Below are 26,153 nucleotides of genomic sequence, written 5' to 3'. Positions count from 1 at the left end.
CCTGACGGCAGCCTACAAGGCGCCTTTCTACAATCATAATTCGCTCCGCGCTGGTCGCGGTGCTGTTAAGGAAAGCCGACATGCAGCTTAAAGATACCCAGTTGTTCCGCCAGCAAGCCTTTATCGATGGCGCTTGGGTTGATGCGGACAATGGTCTGACGATCAAGGTCAACAACCCGGCAACGGGCGAAATTCTGGGCACTGTGCCGAAAATGGGCGCTGCCGAAACCCGCCGTGCGATCGAAGCCGCTGACAAGGCGCTGCCGGCCTGGCGTGCACTGACCGCCAAGGACCGCGCGAACAAGCTGCGTCGCTGGTTCGAACTGATCATCGAAAACCAGGACGACCTGGCTCGACTGATGACCCTGGAACAGGGCAAGCCATTGGCTGAAGCCAAGGGCGAAATCGTTTACGCCGCTTCCTTTATCGAGTGGTTCGCCGAAGAAGCCAAGCGCATCTACGGTGACGTGATTCCGGGCCACCAGCCAGACAAGCGCCTGATCGTGATCAAGCAGCCGATCGGCGTGACCGCAGCCATCACCCCGTGGAACTTCCCGGCCGCGATGATCACTCGTAAAGCCGGCCCGGCCCTGGCCGCCGGTTGCACCATGGTGCTCAAGCCTGCTTCGCAAACCCCTTTCTCCGCATTCGCGTTGGCTGAACTGGCCCAGCGTGCCGGCATCCCTGCCGGTGTGTTCAGCGTGGTCACCGGCAGTGCCGGCGACATCGGCAGCGAGCTGACCAGCAACCCGATCGTGCGTAAATTGTCCTTCACTGGCTCGACCGAAATCGGTCGTCAGTTGATGGCTGAATGCGCCAAGGACATCAAGAAAGTGTCCCTGGAACTGGGCGGCAACGCGCCGTTCATCGTGTTCGACGACGCGGACCTGGATAAGGCCGTCGAAGGCGCAATCATTTCCAAGTACCGCAACAACGGCCAGACCTGCGTCTGCGCCAACCGTCTGTACATTCAGGATTCGGTCTACGACGCGTTTGCCGAGAAGCTGAAAGTGGCCGTGGCCAAACTCAAGATCGGCAACGGTCTGGAAGAAGGCACCACCACTGGCCCGCTGATCGACGAAAAAGCCGTGGCCAAGGTTCAAGAGCACATTGCTGACGCAATCAGCAAAGGTGCAACCGTTCTGGCGGGTGGCAAGGTCATGGAAGGCAACTTCTTCGAGCCGACTATCCTGACCAACGTGCCGAAAAACGCTGCCGTGGCCAAGGAAGAAACCTTCGGTCCATTGGCGCCACTGTTCCGCTTTAAAGACGAAGCCGAAGTGATCGCGATGTCCAACGACACTGAGTTCGGCCTGGCCTCGTATTTCTATGCTCGCGACCTGGGTCGTGTGTTCCGTGTGGCCGAAGCCCTGGAATACGGCATGGTCGGCGTCAACACCGGGTTGATCTCCAACGAAGTCGCGCCGTTCGGCGGCATCAAGGCGTCGGGCCTGGGCCGTGAAGGCTCCAAGTACGGCATCGAAGATTACCTGGAAATCAAATACCTCTGCCTGGGCATCTAAGCTCGGCAGACGGGAATGCAACAAGCGGAAAGGGCACGAGAGCGCTGTCCCTTTCTGCGCTTCAAACGGAATTTTCTCTGTGGCCGGGAAAGCTGTGGCAGTCGATCATCGCATGCTGCCGTAGTTGCCTCCCCGCCGCATTTTCCTTGAACCACGCCGCCCGATGAGCGGTGAATGAGGACTTTATGAGCAAGACTAACGCATCCCTGATGAAACGCCGCGAAGCCGCTGTACCGCGCGGTGTTGGCCAGATTCACCCGATCTTCGCCGACCACGCGAAGAACGCCACCGTGACCGACGTTGAAGGTCGCGAGTTCATCGACTTCGCCGGCGGTATTGCCGTGCTGAACACCGGTCACGTGCACCCGAAAATCATCGCCGCGGTGACCGAGCAGCTGAACAAGCTGACCCACACCTGCTTTCAGGTGCTGGCCTACGAACCGTACGTAGAGCTGTGCGAAAAAATCAACGCCAAGGTGCCAGGTGATTTCGCCAAGAAAACCCTGCTGGTCACCACCGGTTCCGAAGCCGTTGAAAACGCTGTGAAGATCGCCCGTGCCGCCACTGGCCGTGCCGGCGTGATCGCGTTCACCGGCGCTTACCACGGTCGCACCATGATGACCCTGGGCCTGACCGGTAAAGTCGTGCCTTACTCGGCCGGCATGGGCCTGATGCCAGGCGGCATCTTCCGCGCGCTGTACCCGAACGAACTGCACGGTGTGAGCGTCGACGACTCGATCGCCAGCATCGAACGCATCTTCAAGAATGACGCCGAGCCGCGTGACATCGCTGCCATCATCATTGAGCCGGTTCAGGGCGAAGGCGGCTTCTACGTCGCGCCTAAAGAGTTCATGAAGCGTCTGCGTGCCCTGTGCGACCAGCACGGCATCCTGCTGATCGCTGACGAAGTGCAAACCGGCGCTGGCCGTACTGGTACGTTCTTCGCCATGGAACAGATGGGCGTTGCTGCCGATCTGACCACCTTCGCCAAATCCATTGCTGGCGGCTTCCCGTTGGCCGGTGTGTGCGGCAAGGCCGAATACATGGACGCCATTGCTCCAGGCGGCCTGGGCGGTACTTACGCCGGTAGCCCGATTGCTTGCGCTGCGGCCCTGGCCGTGATGGAAGTGTTCGAAGAAGAGCACCTGCTGGATCGCTGCAAGGCAGTCGGCGAGCGTCTGGTCACTGGCCTGAAAGCCATCCAGGCCAAATACCCGGTGATCGGCGAAGTCCGTGCCCTGGGCGCGATGATCGCGGTCGAGCTGTTTGTCGACGGTGACAGCCACAAGCCGAACGCTGCCGCGGTGGCATCGGTGGTGGCCAAGGCTCGCGACAAAGGGCTGATCCTGCTGTCCTGCGGCACTTACGGCAACGTTCTGCGCGTCCTGGTTCCGCTGACCGCGCCGGATGAGCAATTGGACAAAGGTCTGGCAATTATCGAAGAGTGCTTCTCGGAACTCTGATCTAAAATGTTCATATGAATGTGTGAGCTGATCGAGAAAAAACCCGCTTCGGCGGGTTTTTTTGTCCCCGGGACAAACTGCACCGTCCATGATCAGCATTGACTAAGGTACAAGCATCGCAAAGGGAGCGTGCAGATGACCGCTGTGGTTTTACCGGCTGTACCGCGTGTGTTGGTTGCCGAGGCTGACCCTTGGTCTCGTGACCTGATCAAACAAGTGCTGTTGAGCGTGCGCTGCGACGCACGGCTGGATCTGTGTGCCGATGGTCAGGAAGCGTTGCGGCTGTTGGCGGAAAATCCGTATGACCTGGTGATCGTCGACGGGGAGCTGCCCGGCGTCGACGGTCTGAATGTCTTGCGCAACGTCCGTCAGCGCAAACGCAATCCGCCACTGCCTTTCATCCTGATGAGCAGCCGCAACGACAGCGCCAGTGTGCGCGAAGCCTTGCCCCTGGCGCCCACGGCGTACCTGACCAAACCCCTGAACATGGAAAGCCTGACCCAGCGTCTGCAGGATCTGCTGCTGAACGCCGGTGAAGAGGTTTTCTGTGAAATGCCGACACTGGCGGCCGGTATGACCTTGTCGGTGTATCTGCAGCGCCGTCGCGAACTGGCGGAGGGTGCGCCATTGATGGCCGATGTGCAGATGGCGGTCAACGCCAGCCTGAACACCCGCGGTCTTGACCTGGTGCGGCTGGAAGAGGAAATCCGCACCGACCCGCACATCACCGCCGTTCTGATCGCGGCGGCTAACAGCGCGGCGCTGCACGTTGGCGATGCGGTCCAGACCTTGTCTCAGGCGCTGCACCGCTTGGGCTCCGCGCAAAGCATGAACCTGATCCTCGGGTTGGCACTCAAGCACAGTGCCCGGCTCAGCGATCCGTTCCTGGCGGACTATGCCGAGCGCTTCTGGGACTTGTCTCTGCACACTGCCGAATACGCCCGCACGCTGGCGCGGTTGCTGGATCTGGATCAAGAGCGTTGTTATTGCGCAGGCATTCTGCATTGCCTCGGCGACCTTGCGTTGCTGAGGTGTTTGCAGGAATGGAAGCAGGCCGGTGGCGAGCTGGATGAACGGGAGGAGGTCGGCAATGCCTTGGCCGAGTTCGGCGCAGCCTACGGTTCGTCGCTGCGAACTCGCTGGCGGCTGCCGCTGGAGTTGCGAGAGTTGATTGCTGCGACCTATCAGCTCGGTGGCGGCGTTTATTCTCGTGAAGCGTTGGTGATGAACATGGCCGCGCAACTGGCGCGCCTGACCGAGCACGAGGGCATTGAGGCCTTGGCGAAGAGCCGGACTGCGCGGTTGCTCAAGATCGGCTTGCCGGAGTTGATGCGGCTGCGCAAAAAGTAAACTTCACACAAAAACCTGTGGGAGCGAGCCAGCTCGCTCCCACAGGAGTTGTGTTGGATTTTGGATGGGTGTCACCCGGAAATAATGCGATTTTTTCCCTGGCGCTTGGCTTCATACATGGCGGCATCCGCGCGGGCGAATACGCTGTCGAGGGAGTCGTCCTCCGGCGTCAGGCTGGTCAACCCCTGGCTGACGGTGATGCCGAACGTCTGGTCATCATGGCTGAAGCTCAGTTGCTGAATCTGCCATTGCAGGCGCTCGGCGACTTGCATGGCCATATCGGGTGCACAGCCGGGAAACACCGCTGCGAATTCCTCGCCTCCGATCCGCCCGAATACATCTCCCCGGCGTAATGCGGCTCGACCGCTCTCGGCGATTCGTTGCAGTACGTTGTCGCCCGCTTGATGACCGTAAGTGTCGTTGACCCCTTTGAAGTCATCGATGTCCAGCAACAGGAACGCCATCGGTGCGCCTTGCTTGCGCGCCTGAGCAAACTCGCGCTGGGCGCATTCGAAGAAGTGTCGGCGATTGCTGCTTTGCGTCAGCACATCGGTGGTCGCCAGGCGCTGCAACTCGGCTTCCATCCGTTTCTTTTCGGTGATGTCTTCGGCAATGCCGACGATGATCACCGGTTGGCCCGGCTCGGCCTGGCGGTTGATGAAGCATTTGTCGCTGAGCCAGCGCACCTGGCCGTCGGCGGCGATGATGCGGTATTCGCGGTCTTCAACGGCGCCTTTGACCAGCACTTCGGCGAGGCTGCGCTCGGCGTAGTCGAGGTCATCGGGGTAAATGCTGTCGCGCCATTCGTTGTAGTCGGACAGCAAGCTGCCAGCCGATCGGCCAAAAATCCGTTCATACGCCGGACTGACGTAAAGCACCTGACGGGTTTCCCAGTTGAAGGCCCAAAGCACCGCGTTGACGCTCACCAGCAGGGAGCTGAACAGCTGTTCGCGTTCGCTCAGGCGCGCGACTTCGCTCTGGGCGTGCATCAGCGCCATCAGGGTTTGAGCAGTGTCGGGCGATTGAGCGAAGGGTGCGTCTTGCAGGTTTTTTGGGACCATTGGGACAACTCTCAAAGGGCGTGCGCCGCTTGAGGTTCGAAAGCAGCAACAACGAAGCCCGCCGGGGTATGGCGAAGTGTCTTTGAGATAGGGGATTTGGAGATTGGTTCCCGCGCTACGTGGCGAGGAGGCTTGCTCCCGCCGGGCGGTATCTGAGGCGCGTTTTTTCAGTTAAAACGCGTCGTCAGATTTTGCGGCGACTTCGTCGCCGCAAGGGGGCAAGCCCCCTCGCCACAAGGAAGAGCTTCGGCAGGGTCAGGCAGCAGCAGGGCGCAGGGAGTAGGTTTTCAACTGGTCGGCGAAGTCGCGCAGGGATTGAATCCCGCTGGCTTCCGCTTCGTGTACCCAATCCTTGATGGCAGCCAGCATGTCGTGACCATTTGAGCTGGTCTTGACCCAGATCTGCTGCAAGGCCAGGCGTTTCTCGTAAATTACCTTCAGCGCCTGGCTGTGCTCGAGCATGGTCTGGATGCGCAGGTGGTGCTTATCGTCCAGCAGACTGGTTTCCCGCGAAAGCAGACGCTTGGCCCGGTGGAACTGGTGACGGACCGAGTGATCGACCTTTTCCAGCTCTTGCTTGACCAGCGGCGCGATGACCAATTTGCGGTATTGGGCCATGATCTGGAAGCGGTTGTTGAGGATCGCCATGGCGGTGTCCATGTCCAGGCTGCCTTTGCCTTCGACGCGGTGGGCGATCGGTGCAACCCGCTGGACCTTGGCCAGGCGGAAGAAACTGAAGACCTGGATCCAGGCCCAACCGAGGTCGAACTCCCACTTCTTCACCGACAGTTTTGCCGAGTTAGGGTAGGTGTGATGGTTGTTGTGCAGTTCTTCGCCGCCGATCAGGATGCCCCAAGGCACCAGGTTGGTCGCCGCGTCGCGGCATTCGAAGTTGCGGTAGCCGATGGCATGACCCAGGCCATTGACCACGCCGGCGGCCCACACCGGGATCCACATCATCTGGATCGCCCAGATGGTGATGCCGATGGTGCCAAACAGCAGCAGGTCGATGACGCCCATGATCGCCACACCCAGCAGCGGGAAACGGCTGTAGAGGTTGCGCTCGATCCAGTCTTCAGGGCAGTTCTTGCCGTAGATGCGCAGGGTCTCCGGGTTCTCCGCTTCGGCGCGGTACAGCTCGGCACCTTTGCGCAGAACGGTGGACAGGCCCTTGATGACCGGGCTGTGCGGGTCATCGACGGTTTCGCATTTGGCGTGATGCTTGCGGTGGATAGCGGTCCACTCGCGGGTGTTCTGCGCCGTGGTCAGCCACAGCCAGAAACGGAAGAAATGTTTCAGGCCAGCATTGAGCTCAAGCGAGCGATGGGCTGAATAACGGTGCAGATAGACCGTGACGCCGATGATCGTCACGTGGGTCATCAGCAGGGTGACTGCCACCAGTGACCAGGGCGACAAGCCGAGAAAACCTTCGTACCACATAGGCTATAGGGCCCTCGATAAAGAAAAAAACAGCCGTTGCATTATCACTAAGCCCACAGATAAAACCAGTCACCCTTTCAGATAAGAGTGGCTGGATGTTTCTTTAACCTATAATCCCATCCTTTTCGCAGGGACAAGGACGGCTAATGTCTGCCACCTATCGCGACGCGTCGCGAGCAGCGCTGCTCTATCTATTGATTTCCATCGTCTGGTTGCAGCTCAGCGGCTATTTATTGAACAGTTTCTTCGATGGCTCCGACGAGTTGGTACGTTGGCAACTGATCAACGGTTATGCCTGGATCCTGCTGAGCACCGGCCTGATCTTCGTTGCCAGAGCGCGATTGCTCCGTTGCCTGGGGATCGGCAACACATTGAGTGAGCGTCATGAAGAGCGCGAGCGTTTGCGCCAGGCGGCAGCTGTGTTCGATTGCACACGTGAAGGTGTGCTGGTCACCGATAGCAACGGGCTGATCGTCCACGTTAACCGGGCGTTCATGGAAATCACCGGCTACTCGCAGGCGGAAGTGCTGGGTCAGCGACCGAGCCTGTTCAAGTCGGGCCATCACCCCGCGGATTTTTACCAGACGATGTTCGTGACACTCAAGAGCCTCGGCGAGTGGAGCGGGGAGATCTGGAACCGCCGCAAAAGCGGTGAGATCTACCCGCAATGGCAGACGATCCGCGTCATTCGCGACGATCAGGGCCAGCTCAGCCATTACGTCGCGGTGTTTTCCGACATTAGCGCAATCAAGAATTCCGAACATGAGCTCAAGCACCTGGCTCATCACGATCCGCTGACGGATCTGCCTAACCGCTTGCTGTTCACCGACCGTACCGAGCAGGCGCTGACGTCAGCGCAACTGCACAAGCGTGGCTGTGCATTACTGATGATCGACCTGGATCATTTCAAAATGATCAACGACAGCCTTGGGCACACCATCGGTGACGAACTGCTCAAGGCCGTGGCCGAGCGATTGCAGGCCATGCTCGGGCCGGAGCTCACGCTGGCGCGGCTCGGTGGCGATGAGTTCGCGGTGCTCGCCGAAAGCTGTCCGCAGTTGATGCAGGCGGCGGCGCTTGCGCAACGGATCATTGATGTTCTCAAAGAACCGTTCCTGATCGGCGGGCATCAACTGTTCATCAATACCAGCATCGGTATCAGTCTGTTCCCCGGCGATGCCTTGAGTGCCGAACAATTATTGCGTAACGCTGACTCGGCGCTGTTCAAGGCCAAAAGCGCCGGTCGCGATGGCTACGCCTTGTACACCGAAGAGCTGACCGCCCATGCCCAGAATCGGGTCGAAACGGCTGTTGAACTGCGCCGAGCGCTGGAGCAGCAGGAGCTGCGCGTTTATTACCAGCCGGTTCACGACCTCAGGACCCGTCGGCTGGTGGGCGCCGAGGCGCTGGTGCGCTGGGAACATCCGCAACGAGGGCTGGTGCCGCCGGCAGAATTCATTCCCATCGCCGAACGCACCGGATTGATCGCGGAGATCGATGCGTGGGTGATGCGCCAGGCTTGTCAGCAAATGTGCTCGTGGCAGCAGGCCGGTGTGGCGTTGTCGTTTATCGCGGTAAACGTCTCGTCTCGACTGTTCGCTCGCCGTGAGCTCTTTCAGCAAGTGGCGAAAGTGCTTCACGAAACCGGGCTCGATCCAGCGTTTCTGGAACTGGAAGTCACCGAGAGCGCGGTCATGGAAGACCCGGGAGTGGCCTTGGAGCAGATGCATCGACTGCGCGAGTTGGGTGTGCGGCTGGCCATCGATGATTTCGGCACCGGCTATTCGTCGCTGCTGCGGCTCAAGCGTTTGCCGGTGCAGAAGCTCAAGATCGATCAGGGCTTCGTCGCAGGATTGCCATGGGATGAGGACGACGTGGCGATCGTGCGGGTGATTATCGCGCTGGCGCAAAGCATGGGGATGCAGGTGCACGCCGAAGGGATCGAGCAGGTCGAGCAGGCGCGTTTCCTGCTCGAACACGATTGCGATCTGGGCCAGGGCTACTGGTTTGGGCGACCGGTTCCGGCCGAGCAGCTCGATTGGGCGCATGCGCCGGAAATTCGCTAAGCGCAGGTCCCCCCTTAATCCGTGACGCAAAGCGTCACCGGATACTTCCCCCCTTCGCGCATAGCGCCGAAGCGATCTGCTTTCTGGTTATATAAACATTCTTAAATAGTCTTTTTAAGAATATCTACGCGTCTCTAGTATTGCTCTCACGCCGCAAGCAGTGCCGCCACTGCCAGGCAATCTCTCAGTTGAAGGAGCAGCACCATGAGCGCATCCCTACGTAGCGTTGAGGGTCAAGACGAAGCCACCATCTTGCGTGAGATCCAGAGCGCACTGCGCGACCTGCGTTTTGGCGCAGTCGAGATCACCGTGCACAACGCCCAGGTGGTCCAGATCGAACGCAAAGAAAAATTCCGTCTGCAAAGCCCGAGCAACAAACCGAGCTGAAAAAAACCGGCAGCCCGCGCTTCCAGCACTCCATAAAAAAGCCAACACATCCAAGAATTCCAGGAGCTTTCACCATGTCGTCGATTCGTCATTTCGCTTTGGCCGCCCTGGCCAGTGCATTTTTTGCTGGTTCTGCGGTTGCCAAGGATTACGAGTTGCTCAACGTGTCGTATGACCCGACTCGCGAGCTGTATCAGGATTACAACGCCGAGTTCGTCAACTTCTGGAAGAAGGACCACGCTGGCGATAACGTGAAAATCCAGCAGTCCCACGGTGGTTCCGGCAAACAAGGCCGTGCCGTGATCGATGGTCTGCGCGCCGACGTGGTGACCCTGGCCTTGGCCGGGGACATCGACGAAATCGCAAAACTCGGCAAGACCCTGCCGGTCGACTGGCAGAAGCGTCTTCCCGAGGCGAGCACGCCTTACACCTCGACCATCGTGTTCCTGGTACGCAAGGGCAACCCTAAAGGCATCAAGGACTGGGGCGACCTGGTCAAAAACGACGTGTCGGTCATCACTCCTAATCCGAAAACCTCCGGCGGTGCGCGCTGGAACTTCCTCGCGGCCTGGGCCTACGGCCTGAAAGCCAACGGTGGTGACGAAGCCAAGGCCAAGGAATACGTGCAGACCCTGTTCAAGCATGTGCCGGTCCTGGACACGGGCGCTCGCGGTTCGACCATTACCTTCGTCAACAACGGTCAGGGTGATGTGTTGCTGGCCTGGGAAAACGAAGCGTTCCTGGCTTTGAAAGAAGACGGCGGCGCGGACAAGTTCGAAATCGTTGTGCCTTCGCTGTCGATCCTCGCCGAACCGCCGGTGGCTGTGGTCGACAAGAACGCCGAGAAAAAAGGCAACGCCGAGATCGCCGAGGCGTACCTCAAGCACCTGTACAGCCCCGCCGGCCAGGAAATTGCGGCGAAAAACTTCTATCGTCCACGTGACAAGGATGTGGCCGCCAACTACAGCAAGCAGTTCCCGACCCTGGACCTGGTGACCATCGACAAGGATTTCGGCGGCTGGAAAAGCGCTCAGCCGAAATTCTTCAATGATGGCGGTGTGTTCGACCAGATCTACCAGGCGCAGTAGTTTTAAATAGCCATCAACGAGCCCCGGATTTAAGTTCGGGGCTTTGCGCGTTCTCAACCAAGGACTTTTATGTCGCGTCGTATCTCCCCCGTCATACCCGGCTTCGGGCTGACGCTGGGCTACACCTTGGTGTACCTCAGCCTGATTGTGCTCATTCCACTGGCGGCGATGTTTGTGCATGCCGCTCAACTCACCTGGGATCAGTTCTGGGCGATTATCTCGGCGCCACGGGTGCTGGCGGCGTTGAAGCTGAGCTTCGGCACCGCGCTCTATGCCGCGATCATCAACGGCATCATCGGCACGCTGCTGGCCTGGGTGCTGGTGCGCTATACCTTCCCTGGACGCAAAGTCATCGATGCGATGATCGACTTACCCTTCGCTTTGCCCACCGCCGTGGCCGGTATCGCGCTGACTGCGCTATACGCGCCCAATGGTTGGGTGGGTCAGTTTGCAGCGGACCTGGGTTTCAAGATCGCGTATACCCCCCTCGGCATCACCCTCGCCCTCACTTTTGTGACACTTCCATTCGTAGTACGTACCGTACAGCCAGTATTGGCTGATATCCCGCGTGAAGTGGAAGAAGCGGCAGCGTGCCTGGGTGCAAAACCGCTACAGGTTTTCCGCCATATTCTGGTGCCCGCGCTGCTGCCAGCCTGGCTGACCGGTTTCGCGTTGGCCTTTGCCCGCGGGGTCGGCGAGTACGGTTCGGTGATTTTCATCGCCGGCAATATGCCGATGAAAACCGAGATCCTGCCGCTGCTGATCATGGTCAAACTCGACCAGTACGATTACACCGGCGCCACGTCCATTGGTGTACTGATGCTGGTGGTTTCCTTCGTCCTGTTGCTGCTGATTAACTTGCTGCAGCGGCGCATCGAAACCCCATAAGGAGGCGCAGAAATGTCCCAATCGTCTATTGCTGCTGCTTCCTCGAACGCTGCCCGTCGTGGCAGCGCTTCGTCGCGGCGAATCCTCATCGGCCTTGGCTGGCTGGTGTTCGTCCTGTTCCTGTTGCTGCCGCTGGTGATCGTGGTGTCTCAGGGCCTGAAGCTCGGAATCGGTGCGTTCTTCACCGCGATCTTCGAACCCGACGCGCTGTCGGCCCTGAAACTCACGGTGATTGCCGTGCTGATATCAGTGCCGCTCAACCTGGTGTTCGGTGTCAGCGCTGCATGGTGCGTGAGCAAATACTCGTTCCGTGGCAAAAGTATGCTGGTCACGCTGATCGACCTGCCGTTCTCGGTATCGCCGGTTATCGCCGGTCTGGTCTACGTGCTGATGTTTGGCGCCCAGGGCCTGTTCGGGCCGTGGTTGCAGGATCACGACATCCAGATCGTCTTCGCCTTGCCGGGCATCGTGCTGGCGACGATTTTCGTCACCGTGCCGTTCGTGGCGCGTGAACTGATCCCGCTGATGCAGGAACAAGGCACCCAGGAAGAAGAGGCTGCGCGCTTGCTCGGGGCCAATGGCTGGCAGATGTTCTGGCACGTCACCGTTCCCAACATTAAATGGGGCCTGATCTACGGCGTGGTGTTGTGTACCGCGCGGGCCATGGGTGAATTCGGTGCGGTGTCGGTGGTTTCCGGGCACATTCGCGGGGTGACCAACACCCTGCCGCTGCACGTCGAGATCCTCTACAACGAATACAACCACGTGGCCGCGTTCGCTGTGGCGAGCCTGTTGCTGATCCTGGCGCTCTTCATCCTGCTGCTCAAGCAGTGGAGCGAAAACCGTATTAACCGCCTGCGCGCCAGCGCCGCGGAGGAATAAGTCATGTCGATCGAAGTGCGTAACGTCAGCAAGAATTTCAATGCGTTCAAGGCGCTGGACAACATCAGCCTGGACATTCAAAGCGGCGAACTCGTGGCCCTGCTCGGCCCTTCGGGTTGCGGCAAGACCACGCTGCTGCGGATCATCGCCGGCCTGGAAACCCCGGATCAGGGCAACATCGTGTTCCACGGTGAAGACGTCTCCGGCCACGACGTGCGTGATCGCAATGTCGGCTTCGTGTTCCAGCACTACGCGCTGTTCCGTCACATGACGGTGTTCGACAACGTCGCGTTCGGCCTGCGCATGAAACCGAAAAACCAGCGCCCAAGCGAAAGCCAGATCGCGGTGAAGGTTCATGAACTGCTGAACATGGTGCAACTGGATTGGCTGTCGGATCGCTACCCGGAGCAACTCTCCGGCGGCCAGCGTCAGCGTATCGCGTTGGCCCGTGCCTTGGCGGTGGAGCCGAAAGTCCTGCTGCTCGATGAACCGTTCGGGGCGCTCGACGCCAAGGTCCGCAAGGAGCTGCGTCGCTGGCTCGCACGGCTGCACGAAGACATCAACCTGACCTCGGTGTTCGTGACCCACGACCAGGAAGAGGCCATGGAAGTCGCCGACCGTATCGTGGTGATGAACAAAGGCGTGATCGAACAGATCGGCTCACCGGGCGACGTCTACGAAAACCCGGCCAGCGATTTCGTTTATCACTTCCTCGGTGATTCGAACCGCCTGCATCTGGGCGAAGACAACCATGTGCTGTTCCGCCCGCATGAAGTGTCGCTGTCGCGGCATGAGCTGGAAGACCATCACGCGGCGCAAGTGCGGGATATCCGTCCGCTGGGCGCGACCACTCGGGTGACGTTGAAGGTCGAAGGCCAGAGCGAGTTGATCGAAGCTGAAGTGGTGAAGGATCACGACAGCCTGATCGACCTGGCGAAGGGCGATACGCTGTTCTTCAAGCCCAAGGTCTGGCAGAAACTCGCCAACATCTAAGGCAAAAGCTTCGCGGGCAAGCCTCGCTCCTACAGGGGATCTATGGCGTACATAGATCCCCTTTAGGAGCGAGGCTTGCCCGCGAAAGCAATCTACGCAGCAGCGCGCTTCGGATTGACCCGCACCCCACCCACCCGCGCCTCGATCTGCTCTTTCAAATCCCGCCGCATCCCTAGCAAAAACGCCAGTTCAACCACCACAAACAGTGGCCCGACAATCAACCCCGTCACATCATCGACAAACGCCGGTTTGCGTCCTTCATAGTGATGACCGACAAACTGAATCGCCCAGCCCACCACAAACATCCCGATCCCGCTCGAGAGCCACACCAGCGTACTTTGCTGCGCGAGAACCTGACCCGCCCAGACGCACAGCCCCAGCAGCACCGTCATCAACACCCCGAGCCGTACCTCCAAGCGCAGGTAAAACCATGCCGAGGCCAGTGCCAGCAGCACCGCCGGCGACACCCAGCCCCCGACCCATTGCGGCCGCGACAGCAGCACCGCCACCGCCACCACAATCAGCGGAATCCCGATAAAGTGGCTGGCGATATTGCGCGGGTCACGGTGGTAAGCGGCGTATTGACTGAGATGGTCAACGAGGCTTTTCATTGTTATTCCTCCTGTAGGGTGATTGATCATGCCTCGGGTTCACCTTTCGCTCTGTCAGGCAGGCGACAATCTCCAGGAGTTTTCATGAACATGCAGGTTTGGCGTTCGCGCCTGGAGTCGGGGCAGTGGTTCAGTCATTTACCGGTTCCCTTACAGGATAGTCTGCTGGCTGCGGCCCGGGTGCGACGGTTGTCGACCGGGCAGCTGTTGTTCAAACGCGGTGACCCGCCGTGCGGGTTGTATGCGGTGATCGAAGGCGCGGTACGCATCGGCGCGGTCAGCGAGCAGGGCAAGGAAGCGCTGTTGAGCCTGGTGGAATCGCCCCATTGGTTCGGCGAAATCTGCCTGTTCGACGGCCAGCCACGCACCCACGATGCGTTCGGCGTTGGCCAGTGCACCCTGTTGCACATCCCGCAGGCGGCATTGCTGGCGTTGCTCGACGAACAACCGGTGTATTGGCGGCAGCTGGCATTGCTGATGAGCCACAAACTGCGCCTGACCTTCATCAACCTCGAACAGCTGAGCCTGATGCCCGCCCCGGCACGCCTGGCTCACCGCCTGCTGATGATCGCCGAGGGCTACGGCGAATACGATCCGCCGCGCCGAGTGCTGCAACTGCCGCAGGAGCAACTGGCGTCAATGCTGTCGCTGTCGCGCCAGACCACCAACCAGATCCTCAAGGACTTGCAGGGGCAGGGCATTCTGAATTTGAAGTATGGCGAGATCGAAATCCTCAACGCCGAGGGCTTGCGGGCATTGGCGATTTTCTGAAACTCAGCGTTTTTGATGGGCTTTGCCCGCGAAGACGCCTAGCCTGTGATGACGACAATCGAGGTGTGCCATGCGTGTGCTGCTAGTAGAAGACGAACAGGAGATCGCCAAACGCCTGGCCAACGGCCTGAACGAGGCGAGTTATTCAGTCGATGTGGCGCTCAACGGTATGGACGGGCGTCGCTTTATCGAGTCCGGCGAATACGATCTGATCATCCTCGACGTGATGCTGCCGGGGCTCAACGGCTGGCAGTTGCTGCAACAGATCCGCAAGCTCGGCGACACGCCGGTGCTGTTGCTGACCACCAGGGACGGCATCGAAGATCGCCTGCGCGGTCTGGAGCTGCATGAAGATGATTACCTGCTCAAGCCGTTTGCCGTGAGCGAACTGGTGACGCGGGTGCGCAAGTTGTTGCGGCGGGATCGGGGGCGTTAGGGCGTTACTGCGGTGTCTGGCCTGGCCCCTTCGCGGGCAAGCCTTGCTCCTGCAGGTTTTTCGATTTGCCGCGATATTGTGGTCCATATGGAACCACTGTAGAAGCGAGGCTTGCCCGCGAAGAGGCCGGTTCTGGCAAACCATCTTTCCGATGTTTCACCGCAACCCATCCCGAAACTGCCCCGGTGTCATCCCGGTCCAGCGCTTGAACGCGCGGCTGAAGCTGCTGGTATCGGCGAACCCCAGCATATAGCTGACTTCACTCAACGAGCATTGCGGGTCACGCAGGTGCAGCAGCGCCAGGTTTTCGCGGCTTTCATTGAGCAGCGCGTCGAATCGACAACCTTCGTCCGCCAGATGCCGTTGCAGGCTGCGCAAGCTCAGGTGCAGGGCCTTGGCGATGTGTTCGGCGCTCGGTTCGCCTTCGGGCAATTGTTCTTCAATGGCATCGCGGACCTTGCGTTCCCACGTCAGCGGCTTGAGTTGCGCCAAAGTACGCTTGAGCACTGCTTCGTTGTGTTCAGCCAGTTCCGGGTTGGCATCGTCCAGGTGACTGTCGAAGTCCACGAGGGCAAATTCCAGTCGGTCCTCGTCGGCGGCGAAGTGCACCGGCGAACGAAAGACTTTGTGCCATTGATGCGGGTCGGCCGGTTCCGGGCGGCGCAGATACACCGCCAGCGGGGCATATTCGCGGCCCAGGCGATTGCGGCAGGTGCGCACGTAAATCGCGGCAAACGCGTCGATGGCCTCCAGCGCCGGTGCGGGATTGCCTTGCGGAATTTTCAGACGGAAGCGGTAGCGATCTTCAGCGCGGGTCAGTTCCAGTTCCAGCGCATCGCTGACCACCTGGTGATAACGCACGATGCGCTCGAACACTTCGCGCAGACTGCCGCTGGCCACCAGCGCATAACCGAGCGCATGGAACGTGGTCGGGCTGACAAAACGCGACACCCGCAAGCCAATCGCCGGGTCGCCGCTGACCTGCACCGCGATTTCCCACAGGCGCGTGGTGCCCGACAACGGGTAACGGGCGTTCGGGTCGTCCATCAATTGCGGGTCGAGCCCCGCCTGCTGGCACAGAGCGGTGCTGTCGAGGCCCAGCGCATCGAGTTGCTTGCGCAGGGCGCGGGTCCAGCTGGCGAGGGAGGTCGGTTCAGTCATGCTGATTGGCGCTTCCGGTCAACAGGTTGGCGTTCACGGCTACCACGGTGTGAGGGTTCACAAGGCAGGATGCGAACATCAATAACCAGAGGATGGAAGCATGGACGGTACTTCTGCAAGTCCCCAGCGACTGAATGCAGCCCAACGATCAGCGCATATTCGCGAAGTGGTGCTGGCCAGAGGGGTCGAACTGCGCAAACGCTACCCCATTCTCAACCATCAGGACGCCTTGGGCGCGGGCATTCTGGCCTTCGCGCTGGCCGGAATGATCGGTTCAGCGGCGCTCTACCTGACCGGGCACCTGGCCTGGTGGGCGTGCCTGTTGCTCAACGCGTTTTTCGCCTCGCTGACTCACGAGCTGGAACACGACCTGATTCATAGCATGTACTTTCGCAAACAACGGGTGCCGCACAACCTGATGATGGGCCTGGTGTGGCTGGCGCGCCCGAGCACGATCAATCCATGGATTCGCCGGCATCTGCACCTCAATCACCACAAGGTGTCCGGTACGGAAGCCGACATGGAAGAGCGCGCGATCACCAACGGCGAGCCTTGGGGATTTGCGCGGTTGTTGATGGTCGGCGACAACGTGATGTCGGCGTTCATTCGCATGCTGCGCGCCAAGACCTGGGCGCATAAATTCAGCATCATCAAACGCACGTTGAAGGTCTACGCGCCGCTGGCGCTGGTGCATTGGGGCGCCTGGTACATGTTCCTCGGTTTCCATGCGGCGAATGGCATTGCCTACCTGATGGGGTCACCCATCGAATGGTCGGCGACCACGCTGTCGGTGATGACAGTCATCGACATCGCGGCGGTGGTGATCATCGGCCCGAACGTGTTGCGCACGTTTTGCCTGCATTTTGTCAGCTCCAACATGCATTACTACGGGGATGTGGAGCCGGGGAATGTGATTCAGCAAACCCAGGTGCTGAACCCTTGGTGGATGTGGCCGATGCAAGCGTTCTGCTTCAACTTCGGCAGTAGCCACGGGATTCATCACTTCGTGGTGAAGGAACCGTTTTACATCCGCCAGATGACCGTGCCGGTAGCGCATAAGGTAATGCGCGAGATGGGCGTGCGGTTCAATGATTTCGGGACGTTTGGGCGGGCGAACCGGTTTGTGCGTGAGGAAACAGCAGAGGCGCAGGAGGTGCGTGCCGCTCAGGCGTGATCGATGTTCTCGGAAACTCAACACGGCAAAGGCGCCCGTCATCAATCTGACCCAAAGGGTCGGTACGTTATGACCCAAACAGGATGACTTGGTAGTTGCTGTATCGCGATCCAATTATGCGTTTAGGATCTAATAAAGTAATTAAATATTCCTTTATTGGATAAGCATTTAAGTCAATCATCGCATCCAGTGGTGTTGATTAGCGCTGGCAAATTTTGAGTTTCCGGGGCCGTCTCCTTGGCAGGGTGCGGTCCCTTTTTTTGTCTTTTTAAAACCACCGAATATTCCTTATAGGTCTTAATAAATAGCTTCTTATTCCTTAACGGATATAACTCTCCTCTCTATACTCGACCGGGAACAGACACGCAGCAGGAGAGCTCCCCCATGCGCAACGAATCAATTCGCTACCTGATTGTGCCGGGCTGGCAAGGATCGCCGGAAGATCATTGGCAAAGTCACTGGCAGAACAGCCTGCCCAATAGCGCTCGGGTGGAGCAGGCCGACTGGCTGACGCCGCGTCGTGAAGACTGGGTTGCCGCGCTGGCAGAAGCAATTGCTGCCGACAGCACGCCGGTGATCTTGATTGCGCACAGTCTGGGTTGCATTACGGTCGCCCATTGGGCGGCCACGGCATCGCTGCATTTTTTGCGACAGGTTCGCGGTGCCTTGCTGGTCGCGCCGGCGGACGTTGAACGTCCGGCATGTGCTCCGGCCTTGCGCAACTTCGCACCGATTCCCACAGCCCTTTTGCCCTTCCCGAGCCAGGTCGTCAGCTCCGACAACGACAGCGCCGTGAGTGCGCCGCGAGCCCTGGAGCTGGCTCGCAACTGGGGCGCCGAGGCGGGGATTCTGCCGGGTGCCGGACACATCAACGTGAAGTCCGGTCACCAGCGCTGGGAGCAGGGATTTGCCTATCTCTACCGCCTGCAAAATCGAATGGAACACCACGCCCTGCGACGTGCTTGAACCTTTTTCTTTTTTAGAACGCCAACCCGTCTCCCGGCGGTTCAGGGCGGGAGTCTGCCATGAGTTTCGAAGCCTTCGGTCAGCCACTGCTGACCTTTCCCGACGCAGAAAAAAGTCCCCTGAGTATTCGCGCCAAGGCGCTGGTGTTTGTCGATCCACGTTCCCGGCAGTTGCGCCTGGAGCTGGAACAACTGGCGCCGCGCTCGATCTCGGTGTTGATCCGTGGTGAAACCGGCAGCGGCAAGGAATTGCTTGCGCGGCACATCCATCGTGCCAGTGATCGCGGCGGGTTATTCGTCTCGGTCAACTGCGGCGCCATCAGCCCGACCTATGCTGACGCCGAACTGTTCGGCTATGCCGCCGGCAGTTACAGCGGATCGGCCAGCAGCCGCGCGGGGTGGTTCGGTTCGGCCAATGGCGGCACGCTCTATCTGGATGAGATCGGCGACTTGCCGCTGCCGATCCAGATCAAATTGCTCGCCGCCCTGGAAAACCACGAAGTCACCCGCGTTGGCGCTCAGCAACCGAGCCCGGTGGACGTGCGCCTGGTGGCGGCCACCAGTATCGATCTGGCCCAGGCGGTGGCGGCCGGGAAATTCCATGAGCGGCTTTATCACTACCTCAGCGAAGGTCAACTCGAACTGCCGGCATTGCGTGACAGGGTCGGGGATATTTTGTCGCTGTCAGAATATTTCCTCGGCATCTACAGCCAGCGCCTCGACCTGCCGGTGCCGCTGATCAGTGAGGCCGCGCAGTTGGTGCTGGAGCGGCACAGTTGGCCGGGCAATACCCGGGAGCTGGAGAATGTCATTCACTTTGCGCTGCTGGTCAGTACCGGCGACGAGATTTTGCCGGAGCATTTGAATCTGCCTGAAGTGCCTGTGTCGTTGGTGCAGATAGAGCAGCAGATCGCTCAAGTGAGCAAAAACGGCACGGCTGACGAGCGTTCGGCTCTGAAGGATCTGCTCGAAAGCTTTAGCCGAATGCTGTAACCCGTGTGGGTTAGAGCTGTATGAACAAAATGGAATATGAGAGTGAATAAAAGATATTGTTCGGGAATAAAAAATCCCGGTATTGTCCGCCTCACGCCAGCGATAGCACTTCACTGGCACACGTACTATTTAGCCGTCGTCGCTGACGACCGTGATTTTCGATAAGGACACTGCATGAAAAAGGTTCTGTTGTTCACCGCACTGGCGGCTGCCCTGACCGCGGGCCTGGCCCAGGCTGGCGAGAAACTGGTGGTGGCGGCGACCCCGGTTCCACACGCCGAGATTCTGGAACTGATCAAGCCAACCCTCGCCAAAGAAGGCGTGGACCTGGAAATCAAAGTGTTCACCGACTACGTTCAGCCGAACGTACAGGTCGATCAGAAGCGTCTGGACGCCAACTACTTCCAGACCCTGCCGTACCTGAAAAGCTTCAACGAAGGCAAAGGCACTAATCTGGTAACCGTGATCGGCGTGCACGTCGAACCATTCGGCGGCTACTCGAAGAAAGTCAAAACCCTGGCTGAGCTGAAAGACGGCGCGACCATCGCCATCCCGAACGAAGGCAGCAACAGCGGCCGTGCCCTGATCCTGCTGCAGAAGGCTGGCCTGATCGAGTTGAAAGACCCGAAAAACGCTCTGGCTACGCCGAAAGACATCGCCAAGAACCCGCACAACTTCAAGTTCAAGGAACTGGAATCGGCCATGCTGCCGCGTGTGCTGGATCAGGTCGACCTGGACATGATCAACACCAACTACGCGCTGGAAGCAGGTCTGAACCCGGCTAAAGATGCGCTGGTGATCGAAGGTGCCGATTCGCCTTACGTGAACTTCCTGGTGGCTCGTCCGGACAACAAGGACAGCGTTGCCATCCAGAAACTGGCCAAAGCCCTGACCAGCCCGGAAGTGAAAGCATTCATCGAGAAGAAGTACAGCGGCGCGGTACTGCCGGCGTTCTGATTCGCGAGGTAAACCCCTTCAAGGTTTCGAACGCCGACGGCTGGTAAAGCGTCGGCGTTTTTTTTTGCCTGCGAGAAACCTGTGGCGAGGGCGTTTGCTCCCGCTGGGTTGCGACCCTAAATCCTGCACATGCGCTTCTTCAGGCACACCGTTTCGACTGATTTTGCGACTGCTGCGCAGTCGAGCGGGACGGTGCGGCGGTCCGACAAGCTCCCTCGCCACAAAAGCGCCCGCGCATTCAGGCTACCCTGGCCTCCAGCGCCCGGCGCAATGCCACCAATAACTTCACGATTTCCTGCGGATCCAACCGCTGTGGCACTTTCATCTCAGCCATTTTTCTCTTCCTTGTGAGGGTTCAGCCAGGGAGTCTGGCCAAAAGCTGTGCGTCCTTGGAGGGGCTTTTTGAAAAAAAGATCCCTCCTACAGCTGCAAGGAAAATAGTCGTCTTCTTTCGCCGCGACAAATCCGCGGGATAGTTTTTTGCGTGATGCGACAAGGTCGACGTGAAGCTGGCCAACACGACTGTCATCCGAACCTCAGGCTGGCTCTCAGTGGGCTCCGCCGCGTGCTACAAGATTTGTGACTTGATGGCTTTATTTGAGGGCGTCAGGTGCACCCATGGAACCCTGTTCTAAGCTCACAGTCGTATCGCCATTGGCACGTCCGTACAACGCAAAGGAGTCTGCATGGCTGGTCCCGGATTGAAAATAGCGGTTGGTCTGAGCCTCCTTGCACTACTGACCGCGTGTGGCGATAAAAAACCGGTCGAGAAGGACCGTCCACGGGTCTTCGTCCAGGAGGTCAAACCCTTGGATTACGCCGCGTCGGTGACGCTCACCGGCGATGTTCAGGCCCGGGTCCAGACTGAGTTGTCGTTCCGCGTGGGCGGCAAGATCATTCAGCGCATGGTCGATGTCGGTGACCGAGTGTCGGCCAAACAAGTGCTGGCCAGACTCGATCCCAAAGACCTGCAGACCAGCGTCAATTCGGCCCAGGCCCAAGTCACCGCCGAGCAGGCCCGGGTCAAGCAGACCGCCGCCGCGTTTGTCCGCCAGCAAAAACTCCTGCCCAAGGGCTACACCAGCCAAAGCGAATACGATTCCGCGCAAGCTGCCTTGCGCAGCAGTCAGAGTGCGTTGACCGCTGCCCAGGCGCAATTTGCCAACGCCCGTGAACAACTCGGCTACACCGCGCTGATTGCCGAGGCGCCAGGCGTGATAACGGCGCGTCAGGCCGAGGTCGGCCAGGTGGTGCAGGCGACGGTGCCGATTTTCAGCCTGGCGCGCGATGGTGAGCGTGACGCGGTGTTCAACGTCTACGAATCGCTGCTGGCCGAGGCGCCGGAGGATAAAACCATCGTGGTCAGCCTGCTCGACAACCCGTCGATCAAAACCACTGGCACCGTGCGGGAGATCACCCCGGCGGTGTCCGCGCAGACCGGCACCGTGCAAGTCAAAGTCACCCTCGACAGCCTGCCCGAGGGCATGCAACTGGGCTCGGTGGTAAGCGCTACGGCCAAGACTCCGGGCAAGTCCGCCGTGGAATTGCCGTGGTCGGCCCTGACCAAAAACCTCAGCGATCCGGCGGTATGGCTGGTGGATGGCGAGGGCAAGGCGCAACTGCACAATGTTACGGTCGGTCGTTACCTGACCGGCAAAGTGATCATCAGCGCCGGCCTGCAGAGCGGCGAGAAAGTCGTCATCGCGGGCGGTCAGTTGCTGCACCCCGGCGTGAAAGTTGAAATCGCCGAAAACACCTACAAGGATCTTGCTGTGGAAGCCCAGCCATGAAGCGTCTGTTACTGGTGTGCACGGCGATGATGCTGGCGGCTTGCTCGAAAGAGGAACCGCCGCCGGAGCCGATACGTCCGGTGCTGTCGGTCAAGGTCCAGTCGCTGAACGAGGAAAATCTCGGCCGCTTCGCCGGCAGCATCCAGGCCCGCTATGAAAGCAATGTCGGGTTCCGCGTGCCGGGGCGCATCGCCAGCCGTAACGTCGATGTCGGTGCCGAAGTGGAAAAGGGCGCGCTGCTCGCCACCCTGGACCCTACCGATCAGCAGAATCAGCTGCGTTCCGCCCAGGGCGATCTGGCCAGCGTCCAGGCGCAATACATCAACGCCCAGGCCAGCGCCCGGCGGCAGCAGGAATTGTTCGATCGCGGCGTCGGCGCCCAGGCGCAACTCGATGTCGCGCAGACCGACCTGAAGACCACCCAGGCCTCTCTCGATCAAGCGAAGGCGGCGGTCGATCAGGCCAAGGATCAGCTCAACTATGTCGAATTGCGCTCGGACCACAAAGCCATCGTCACCGCGTGGAATGCCGAAGCCGGGCAAGTCGTCACCGCCGGCCAGCAAGTGGTGACCCTGGCGCAGCCGGACATCAAGGAGGCGGTGATCGACCTGCCGGACACCCTGGTCGATCAACTCCCGAGCGACGTCGTCTTTCAAGTCGCGGCGCAACTGGACCCGAGTATCAACACGACGGCCACTGTTCGTGAAATCGAGCCCCAGGCCCAGAGTGCGACCCGTACCCGTCGAGCCCGCCTGACCCTGACAGACACACCGCCCGGTTTTCGCCTGGGCACCGCGATCAGCGTCACCCTCAGCTCCGCGATCAAACCCCGCATCGAACTGCCCTTGAGTGCGCTACAGGAGGTCGGTGGGCAATCGCGCATCTGGGTCGTCGATACGCAGACCCAGACCGTTGCCCCACGGGACGTCAACCTTCTCAGCCGCACCGATTCGACCATGGTCCTGGCCAACGGTGTGAAGTCGGGTGAGCGGGTGGTCAGCGCGGGTGTGAACAGCCTGAAACCCGGACAGAAAGTGAAAATCGACGAGGACAGCCCCCAATGAAAGGGAGTTTCAACTTATCCGAATGGGCTCTCAAGCATCAGTCGTTTGTCTGGTATTTGATGTTCGTCGCGCTGCTGATGGGCGTGTTCTCGTACATGAACCTGGGGCGCGAGGAAGACCCGTCGTTCACCATCAAAACCATGGTCATCCAGACCCGCTGGCCGGGCGCGACCCAGGAAGAAACCCTCAAGCAGGTCACGGATCGCATCGAGAAAAAACTCGAAGAGCTCGACTCCCTCGATTACGTCAAAAGCTATACCCGGCCCGGCGAGTCCACGGTGTTCGTCAACCTGCGCGACACCACCAGTGCCAAGGACATCCCGGAAATCTGGTACCAGGTGCGCAAGAAGATCAACGACATTCGCGGTGACTTCCCCCAAGGCCTGCAAGGGCCGGGATTTAACGACGAATTCGGTGATGTGTTCGGTTCGGTCTACGCCTTTACCGCCGACGGCTTGTCGATGCGCCAGTTGCGCGATTACGTGGAACAGGTTCGCGCTGAAATTCGTGAAGTGCCGGGGCTGGGCAAGGTCGAGATGGTCGGTGAGCAGGACGAAGTCCTCTACCTGAATTTCTCTACCCGTAAACTGGCGGCGCTGGGTATCGATCAACGCCAGGTGGTGCAAAGCCTGCAAACCCAGAACTCGGTGACCCCGGCCGGTGTGATCGAGTCCGGCCCGGAGCGCATCTCGGTGCGCACCTCCGGGCAGTTCGCTTCCGAGAAAGACCTGGCCAACGTCAACCTGCGGCTCAATGACCGCTTCTACCGCCTGGCCGACATCGCCGACATCAGCCGTGGCTACGTTGACCCGGCGACCCCGGAGTTCCGTTTCAACGGTCACCCGGCCATCGGCCTTGCCATCGCCATGAAGAAGGGCGGCAACATCCAGGAGTTCGGCAAGGCGTTGCACCAGCGCATGACCGACCTGACCGCAGACTTGCCGGTGGGCGTTGGTGTGCACACTGTGTCCGATCAGGCCGAAGTGGTGGAAAAAGCCGTCGGAGGCTTCACCAGTGCCTTGTTCGAAGCGGTGGTGATCGTGCTGATCGTCAGCTTCGTCAGCCTCGGTGTGCGCGCCGGGCTGGTGGTGGCGTGCTCGATCCCGCTGGTGCTGGCCATGGTGTTCATCTTCATGGAATACAGCGGCATCACCATGCAGCGGATTTCCCTCGGCGCATTGATCATCGCCCTCGGCCTGCTGGTGGACGACGCAATGATCACGGTCGAAATGATGGTCACACGCCTGGAAATGGGCGAGACCAAGGAGCAGGCGGCGACGTTTGCCTACACCTCCACGGCGTTCCCCATGCTCACCGGCACATTGGTGACCGTCGCCGGGTTCGTGCCCATCGGGTTGAACGCCAGCTCGGCGGGCGAGTACACCTTCACCCTGTTTGCCGTTATTGCGGTGGCGATGCTGGTGTCGTGGATTGTCGCTGTGTTGTTTGCCCCGGTGATCGGCGTGCACATTCTCAGCGCCAAGGTGAAACCCCATGACGCCGAGCCCGGGCGCATCGGCCGTGCATTCAATTACGGGATGTTTTGGGCCATGCGCAATCGCTGGTGGGCGATCGGTATCACCATTGCGCTGTTCGTGGCCTCGGTGTTTTCCATGCAGTTCGTGCAGAACCAGTTCTTCCCGTCGTCGGACCGCCCGGAAATCCTCGTCGACCTCAACCTGCCGCAAAACGCCTCGATGGCCGAAACCCGCAAGGCGGTGGACAAGCTCGAAGCGACGCTCAAGGATGACCCGGACATCGTGCGCTGGAGCACTTACATCGGCGAAGGCGCAATCCGTTTCTACCTGCCCCTCGACCAGCAATTACAGAACCCGTACTACGCGCAACTGGTGATCGTCAGCAAAGGCCTGGAATCGCGCAACGCCCTCAGTCAGCGCTTGCGCGAACGGCTGCGCAAGGATTTCGTCGGGATCGGCAGCTACGTCCAGGCGCTGGAAATGGGCCCGCCGGTGGGTCGCCCGATTCAGTACCGGGTCAGCGGCAAGGACATCGATCAGGTGCGCAAGCACGCCATCGCCCTGGCCACCGAGCTGGACAAGAACTCGCACATCGGCGAGATCATTTACGACTGGAACGAACCGGGCAAAGTCCTGCGCATCGAGATCGCCCAGGACAAGGCGCGGCAACTGGGGCTGTCGTCGGAAGACGTGGCCAACCTGATGAACAGCATTGTGGTTGGTTCGCCGGTGACTCAGGTCGATGACGATATCTACCTGATCAACGTCGTGGGGCGCGCGGTGGACGCGGAACGTGGCACGCCGGAAACCCTGCAAAACTTGCAGATCGTGACCCCGAGCGGCACGTCGATTCCGCTGCTGGCGTTCGCCACGGTGCGCTATGAACTCGAGCAACCGCTGGTCTGGCGCCGCGACCGCAAGCCGACCATCACCATCAAGGCGGCAGTGCGTGATGAGATTCAGCCGACTGACCTGGTGAAACAGCTCAACCCCGCCATCGATAAATTCGCCGCCGGTTTGCCGGTGGGTTACTCGGTCGCCACGGGTGGCACGGTGGAGGAAAGCGGCAAGGCCCAGGGGCCGATTGCCAAGGTGGTGCCGCTGATGCTGTTTCTGATGGCGACCTTCCTCATGATCCAGCTGCACAGCGTGCAGAAGCTGTTCCTGGTGGCGAGTGTCGCGCCGCTCGGGCTGATCGGCGTGGTGCTGGCGTTGATCCCGACGGGCACGCCAATGGGCTTTGTGGCGATCCTGGGGATTCTGGCGCTGATCGGCATCATCATCCGCAACTCGGTGATCCTGGTGACCCAGATCGACGCCTTGGAGAAAGAGGGCGTTTCACCTTGGGATGCTGTGGCGCAGGCCACGGAGCATCGACGCCGACCGATTCTGTTGACCGCTGCGGCGGCCAGCCTGGGGATGATCCCGATTGCCCGGGAAGTGTTCTGGGGGCCGATGGCTTACGCCATGATTGGCGGGATCATTATTGCGACGTTGCTGACGCTGCTGTTTTTGCCAGCGCTTTATGTCGCCTGGTACAAAATCCGCGAGCCGCAGAAAGAGGTGCAGTAAGGCGAGCGCTACGCGCTTATCGCGAGCAGGCTCGCTCCTA

At 59.8% G+C, this 26,153-nt stretch carries 22 protein-coding genes; 18 read left to right on the top strand and 4 right to left on the bottom strand.

Annotation, left to right across the window (positions count from 1 at the left end; genetic code table 11):
- Window positions 1–80 precede the first annotated feature (80 nt).
- The 3 genes from gabD (at window position 81) to AB4N91_RS25820 (ending at window position 4,336) form a co-directional block, all read left to right on the top strand.
- On the top strand, window positions 81–1,523 hold the full coding sequence (gene gabD, locus AB4N91_RS25830; protein WP_010464868.1) for an NADP-dependent succinate-semialdehyde dehydrogenase: 1,443 nt from the start codon (window positions 81–83) through the stop codon (window positions 1,521–1,523).
- A 185-nt stretch (window positions 1,524–1,708) separates the two neighbouring features.
- Window positions 1,709–2,986, top strand: coding sequence for a 4-aminobutyrate--2-oxoglutarate transaminase (gene gabT / locus AB4N91_RS25825; protein ID WP_077747474.1), 1,278 nt, complete (start codon window positions 1,709–1,711; stop codon window positions 2,984–2,986).
- A gap of 135 nt (window positions 2,987–3,121) precedes the next feature.
- Window positions 3,122–4,336 carry a response regulator gene (locus AB4N91_RS25820; RefSeq protein ID WP_221107964.1) on the top strand — a complete coding sequence of 405 codons (1,215 nt, stop codon included), beginning with the start codon at window positions 3,122–3,124 and terminating at the stop codon, window positions 4,334–4,336.
- A 71-nt stretch (window positions 4,337–4,407) separates the two neighbouring features.
- On the opposite strand, the gene AB4N91_RS25815 is transcribed toward AB4N91_RS25820, so the two are convergent.
- Together AB4N91_RS25815 and desA are read right to left on the bottom strand one after the other, a co-directional pair.
- Complete coding sequence (locus AB4N91_RS25815; RefSeq protein ID WP_102595053.1) at window positions 4,408–5,397, bottom strand: GGDEF domain-containing protein; 990 nt, start codon at window positions 5,395–5,397, stop codon at window positions 4,408–4,410.
- A 255-nt stretch (window positions 5,398–5,652) separates the two neighbouring features.
- Window positions 5,653–6,837, bottom strand: coding sequence for a delta-9 fatty acid desaturase DesA (gene desA / locus AB4N91_RS25810; protein WP_145309089.1), 1,185 nt, complete (start codon window positions 6,835–6,837; stop codon window positions 5,653–5,655).
- A 146-nt stretch (window positions 6,838–6,983) separates the two neighbouring features.
- Between desA and dibA the strand changes: the two genes are divergently transcribed.
- From dibA to AB4N91_RS25780, 6 genes are all read left to right on the top strand, one after another.
- Complete coding sequence (gene dibA / locus AB4N91_RS25805; protein ID WP_460111880.1) at window positions 6,984–8,903, top strand: phosphodiesterase DibA; 1,920 nt, start codon at window positions 6,984–6,986, stop codon at window positions 8,901–8,903.
- A gap of 204 nt (window positions 8,904–9,107) precedes the next feature.
- Window positions 9,108–9,290 carry a sulfur starvation response protein OscA gene (gene oscA, locus AB4N91_RS25800; RefSeq protein ID WP_010464855.1) on the top strand — a complete coding sequence of 61 codons (183 nt, stop codon included), beginning with the start codon at window positions 9,108–9,110 and terminating at the stop codon, window positions 9,288–9,290.
- Window positions 9,291–9,364: 74 nt separating this feature from the next.
- On the top strand, window positions 9,365–10,378 hold the full coding sequence (locus tag AB4N91_RS25795; protein WP_460111879.1) for a sulfate ABC transporter substrate-binding protein: 1,014 nt from the start codon (window positions 9,365–9,367) through the stop codon (window positions 10,376–10,378).
- A 69-nt stretch (window positions 10,379–10,447) separates the two neighbouring features.
- The gene (gene cysT / locus AB4N91_RS25790; RefSeq protein WP_007899634.1) at window positions 10,448–11,266 is read left to right on the top strand and encodes a sulfate ABC transporter permease subunit CysT; all 819 of its coding nucleotides are present in this window, start codon (window positions 10,448–10,450) and stop codon (window positions 11,264–11,266) included.
- Window positions 11,267–11,278: 12 nt separating this feature from the next.
- Window positions 11,279–12,148: a sulfate ABC transporter permease subunit CysW gene (gene cysW, locus AB4N91_RS25785; protein ID WP_458369075.1), complete on the top strand. Its 870-nt coding sequence runs from the start codon at window positions 11,279–11,281 to the stop codon at window positions 12,146–12,148.
- A 3-nt stretch (window positions 12,149–12,151) separates the two neighbouring features.
- On the top strand, window positions 12,152–13,141 hold the full coding sequence (locus tag AB4N91_RS25780) for a sulfate/molybdate ABC transporter ATP-binding protein (RefSeq protein ID WP_010464846.1): 990 nt from the start codon (window positions 12,152–12,154) through the stop codon (window positions 13,139–13,141).
- 92 nt (window positions 13,142–13,233) lie between these two features.
- On the opposite strand, the gene AB4N91_RS25775 is transcribed toward AB4N91_RS25780, so the two are convergent.
- The gene (locus AB4N91_RS25775; RefSeq protein WP_010464844.1) at window positions 13,234–13,752 is read right to left on the bottom strand and encodes an Mpo1 family 2-hydroxy fatty acid dioxygenase; all 519 of its coding nucleotides are present in this window, start codon (window positions 13,750–13,752) and stop codon (window positions 13,234–13,236) included.
- 84 nt (window positions 13,753–13,836) lie between these two features.
- Here AB4N91_RS25775 and AB4N91_RS25770 point away from each other — a divergent pair, with 84 nt between their 5' ends.
- Both AB4N91_RS25770 and AB4N91_RS25765 read left to right on the top strand, forming a co-directional pair.
- On the top strand, window positions 13,837–14,523 hold the full coding sequence (locus AB4N91_RS25770; protein WP_010464842.1) for a Crp/Fnr family transcriptional regulator: 687 nt from the start codon (window positions 13,837–13,839) through the stop codon (window positions 14,521–14,523).
- Window positions 14,524–14,593: 70 nt separating this feature from the next.
- Window positions 14,594–14,959 (top strand): response regulator, encoded by a 366-nt coding sequence (locus AB4N91_RS25765; protein ID WP_154502551.1) that lies wholly within the window; start codon window positions 14,594–14,596, stop codon window positions 14,957–14,959.
- Window positions 14,960–15,115: 156 nt separating this feature from the next.
- Here AB4N91_RS25765 and AB4N91_RS25760 read toward each other — a convergent pair whose 3' ends face one another.
- Window positions 15,116–16,120 carry an AraC family transcriptional regulator gene (locus AB4N91_RS25760; protein WP_010464838.1) on the bottom strand — a complete coding sequence of 335 codons (1,005 nt, stop codon included), beginning with the start codon at window positions 16,118–16,120 and terminating at the stop codon, window positions 15,116–15,118.
- Between the two features lie 100 nt (window positions 16,121–16,220).
- Here AB4N91_RS25760 and AB4N91_RS25755 point away from each other — a divergent pair, with 100 nt between their 5' ends.
- The 7 genes from AB4N91_RS25755 (at window position 16,221) to AB4N91_RS25725 (ending at window position 26,113) form a co-directional block, all read left to right on the top strand.
- A complete protein-coding gene (locus tag AB4N91_RS25755) occupies window positions 16,221–17,294 on the top strand; it encodes a fatty acid desaturase (RefSeq protein ID WP_304818576.1) in 1,074 nt (357 codons plus the stop codon).
- A gap of 384 nt (window positions 17,295–17,678) precedes the next feature.
- A complete protein-coding gene (locus tag AB4N91_RS25750) occupies window positions 17,679–18,260 on the top strand; it encodes an alpha/beta hydrolase (protein WP_424481378.1) in 582 nt (193 codons plus the stop codon).
- Between the two features lie 59 nt (window positions 18,261–18,319).
- Window positions 18,320–19,252 (top strand): sigma 54-interacting transcriptional regulator, encoded by a 933-nt coding sequence (locus tag AB4N91_RS25745; RefSeq protein WP_083375298.1) that lies wholly within the window; start codon window positions 18,320–18,322, stop codon window positions 19,250–19,252.
- Window positions 19,253–19,426: 174 nt separating this feature from the next.
- Window positions 19,427–20,209: a MetQ/NlpA family ABC transporter substrate-binding protein gene (locus AB4N91_RS25740; RefSeq protein WP_010464830.1), complete on the top strand. Its 783-nt coding sequence runs from the start codon at window positions 19,427–19,429 to the stop codon at window positions 20,207–20,209.
- A 686-nt stretch (window positions 20,210–20,895) separates the two neighbouring features.
- Window positions 20,896–21,999 carry an efflux RND transporter periplasmic adaptor subunit gene (locus AB4N91_RS25735; protein ID WP_145309097.1) on the top strand — a complete coding sequence of 368 codons (1,104 nt, stop codon included), beginning with the start codon at window positions 20,896–20,898 and terminating at the stop codon, window positions 21,997–21,999.
- Window positions 21,996–23,063: an efflux RND transporter periplasmic adaptor subunit gene (locus AB4N91_RS25730; RefSeq protein ID WP_424481377.1), complete on the top strand. Its 1,068-nt coding sequence runs from the start codon at window positions 21,996–21,998 to the stop codon at window positions 23,061–23,063. The genes AB4N91_RS25735 and AB4N91_RS25730 overlap by 4 nt, the downstream gene beginning before the upstream one ends.
- On the top strand, window positions 23,060–26,113 hold the full coding sequence (locus AB4N91_RS25725; RefSeq protein WP_010464825.1) for an efflux RND transporter permease subunit: 3,054 nt from the start codon (window positions 23,060–23,062) through the stop codon (window positions 26,111–26,113). Before AB4N91_RS25730 ends, AB4N91_RS25725 begins: the two co-directional genes overlap by 4 nt.
- The last annotated feature ends 40 nt before the right edge of the window (window positions 26,114–26,153 follow it).

It is taken from the genome of Pseudomonas sp. H3_D04 (assembly GCF_054669175.1).
Note: the sequence above shows the minus strand (reverse complement) of the source record. Positions and strands in the feature narration are given on the sequence as shown.

What these genes read in the sequence shown, in the direction of transcription:
- gabD (WP_010464868.1), top strand. Translation starts at nt 81, where the DNA reads ATGCAGCTTAAAGATACCCAGTTGTTCCGCCAGCAAGCCTTTATCGAT.
- gabT (WP_077747474.1), top strand. Translation starts at nt 1,709, where the DNA reads ATGAGCAAGACTAACGCATCCCTGATGAAACGCCGCGAAGCCGCTGTA.
- AB4N91_RS25820 (WP_221107964.1), top strand. Translation starts at nt 3,122, where the DNA reads ATGACCGCTGTGGTTTTACCGGCTGTACCGCGTGTGTTGGTTGCCGAG.
- AB4N91_RS25815 (WP_102595053.1), bottom strand. Translation starts at nt 5,397, where the DNA reads ATGGTCCCAAAAAACCTGCAAGACGCACCCTTCGCTCAATCGCCCGAC.
- desA (WP_145309089.1), bottom strand. Translation starts at nt 6,837, where the DNA reads ATGTGGTACGAAGGTTTTCTCGGCTTGTCGCCCTGGTCACTGGTGGCA.
- dibA (WP_460111880.1), top strand. Translation starts at nt 6,984, where the DNA reads ATGTCTGCCACCTATCGCGACGCGTCGCGAGCAGCGCTGCTCTATCTA.
- oscA (WP_010464855.1), top strand. Translation starts at nt 9,108, where the DNA reads ATGAGCGCATCCCTACGTAGCGTTGAGGGTCAAGACGAAGCCACCATC.
- AB4N91_RS25795 (WP_460111879.1), top strand. Translation starts at nt 9,365, where the DNA reads ATGTCGTCGATTCGTCATTTCGCTTTGGCCGCCCTGGCCAGTGCATTT.
- cysT (WP_007899634.1), top strand. Translation starts at nt 10,448, where the DNA reads ATGTCGCGTCGTATCTCCCCCGTCATACCCGGCTTCGGGCTGACGCTG.
- cysW (WP_458369075.1), top strand. Translation starts at nt 11,279, where the DNA reads ATGTCCCAATCGTCTATTGCTGCTGCTTCCTCGAACGCTGCCCGTCGT.
- AB4N91_RS25780 (WP_010464846.1), top strand. Translation starts at nt 12,152, where the DNA reads ATGTCGATCGAAGTGCGTAACGTCAGCAAGAATTTCAATGCGTTCAAG.
- AB4N91_RS25775 (WP_010464844.1), bottom strand. Translation starts at nt 13,752, where the DNA reads ATGAAAAGCCTCGTTGACCATCTCAGTCAATACGCCGCTTACCACCGT.
- AB4N91_RS25770 (WP_010464842.1), top strand. Translation starts at nt 13,837, where the DNA reads ATGAACATGCAGGTTTGGCGTTCGCGCCTGGAGTCGGGGCAGTGGTTC.
- AB4N91_RS25765 (WP_154502551.1), top strand. Translation starts at nt 14,594, where the DNA reads ATGCGTGTGCTGCTAGTAGAAGACGAACAGGAGATCGCCAAACGCCTG.
- AB4N91_RS25760 (WP_010464838.1), bottom strand. Translation starts at nt 16,120, where the DNA reads ATGACTGAACCGACCTCCCTCGCCAGCTGGACCCGCGCCCTGCGCAAG.
- AB4N91_RS25755 (WP_304818576.1), top strand. Translation starts at nt 16,221, where the DNA reads ATGGACGGTACTTCTGCAAGTCCCCAGCGACTGAATGCAGCCCAACGA.
- AB4N91_RS25750 (WP_424481378.1), top strand. Translation starts at nt 17,679, where the DNA reads ATGCGCAACGAATCAATTCGCTACCTGATTGTGCCGGGCTGGCAAGGA.
- AB4N91_RS25745 (WP_083375298.1), top strand. Translation starts at nt 18,320, where the DNA reads ATGAGTTTCGAAGCCTTCGGTCAGCCACTGCTGACCTTTCCCGACGCA.
- AB4N91_RS25740 (WP_010464830.1), top strand. Translation starts at nt 19,427, where the DNA reads ATGAAAAAGGTTCTGTTGTTCACCGCACTGGCGGCTGCCCTGACCGCG.
- AB4N91_RS25735 (WP_145309097.1), top strand. Translation starts at nt 20,896, where the DNA reads ATGGCTGGTCCCGGATTGAAAATAGCGGTTGGTCTGAGCCTCCTTGCA.
- AB4N91_RS25730 (WP_424481377.1), top strand. Translation starts at nt 21,996, where the DNA reads ATGAAGCGTCTGTTACTGGTGTGCACGGCGATGATGCTGGCGGCTTGC.
- AB4N91_RS25725 (WP_010464825.1), top strand. Translation starts at nt 23,060, where the DNA reads ATGAAAGGGAGTTTCAACTTATCCGAATGGGCTCTCAAGCATCAGTCG.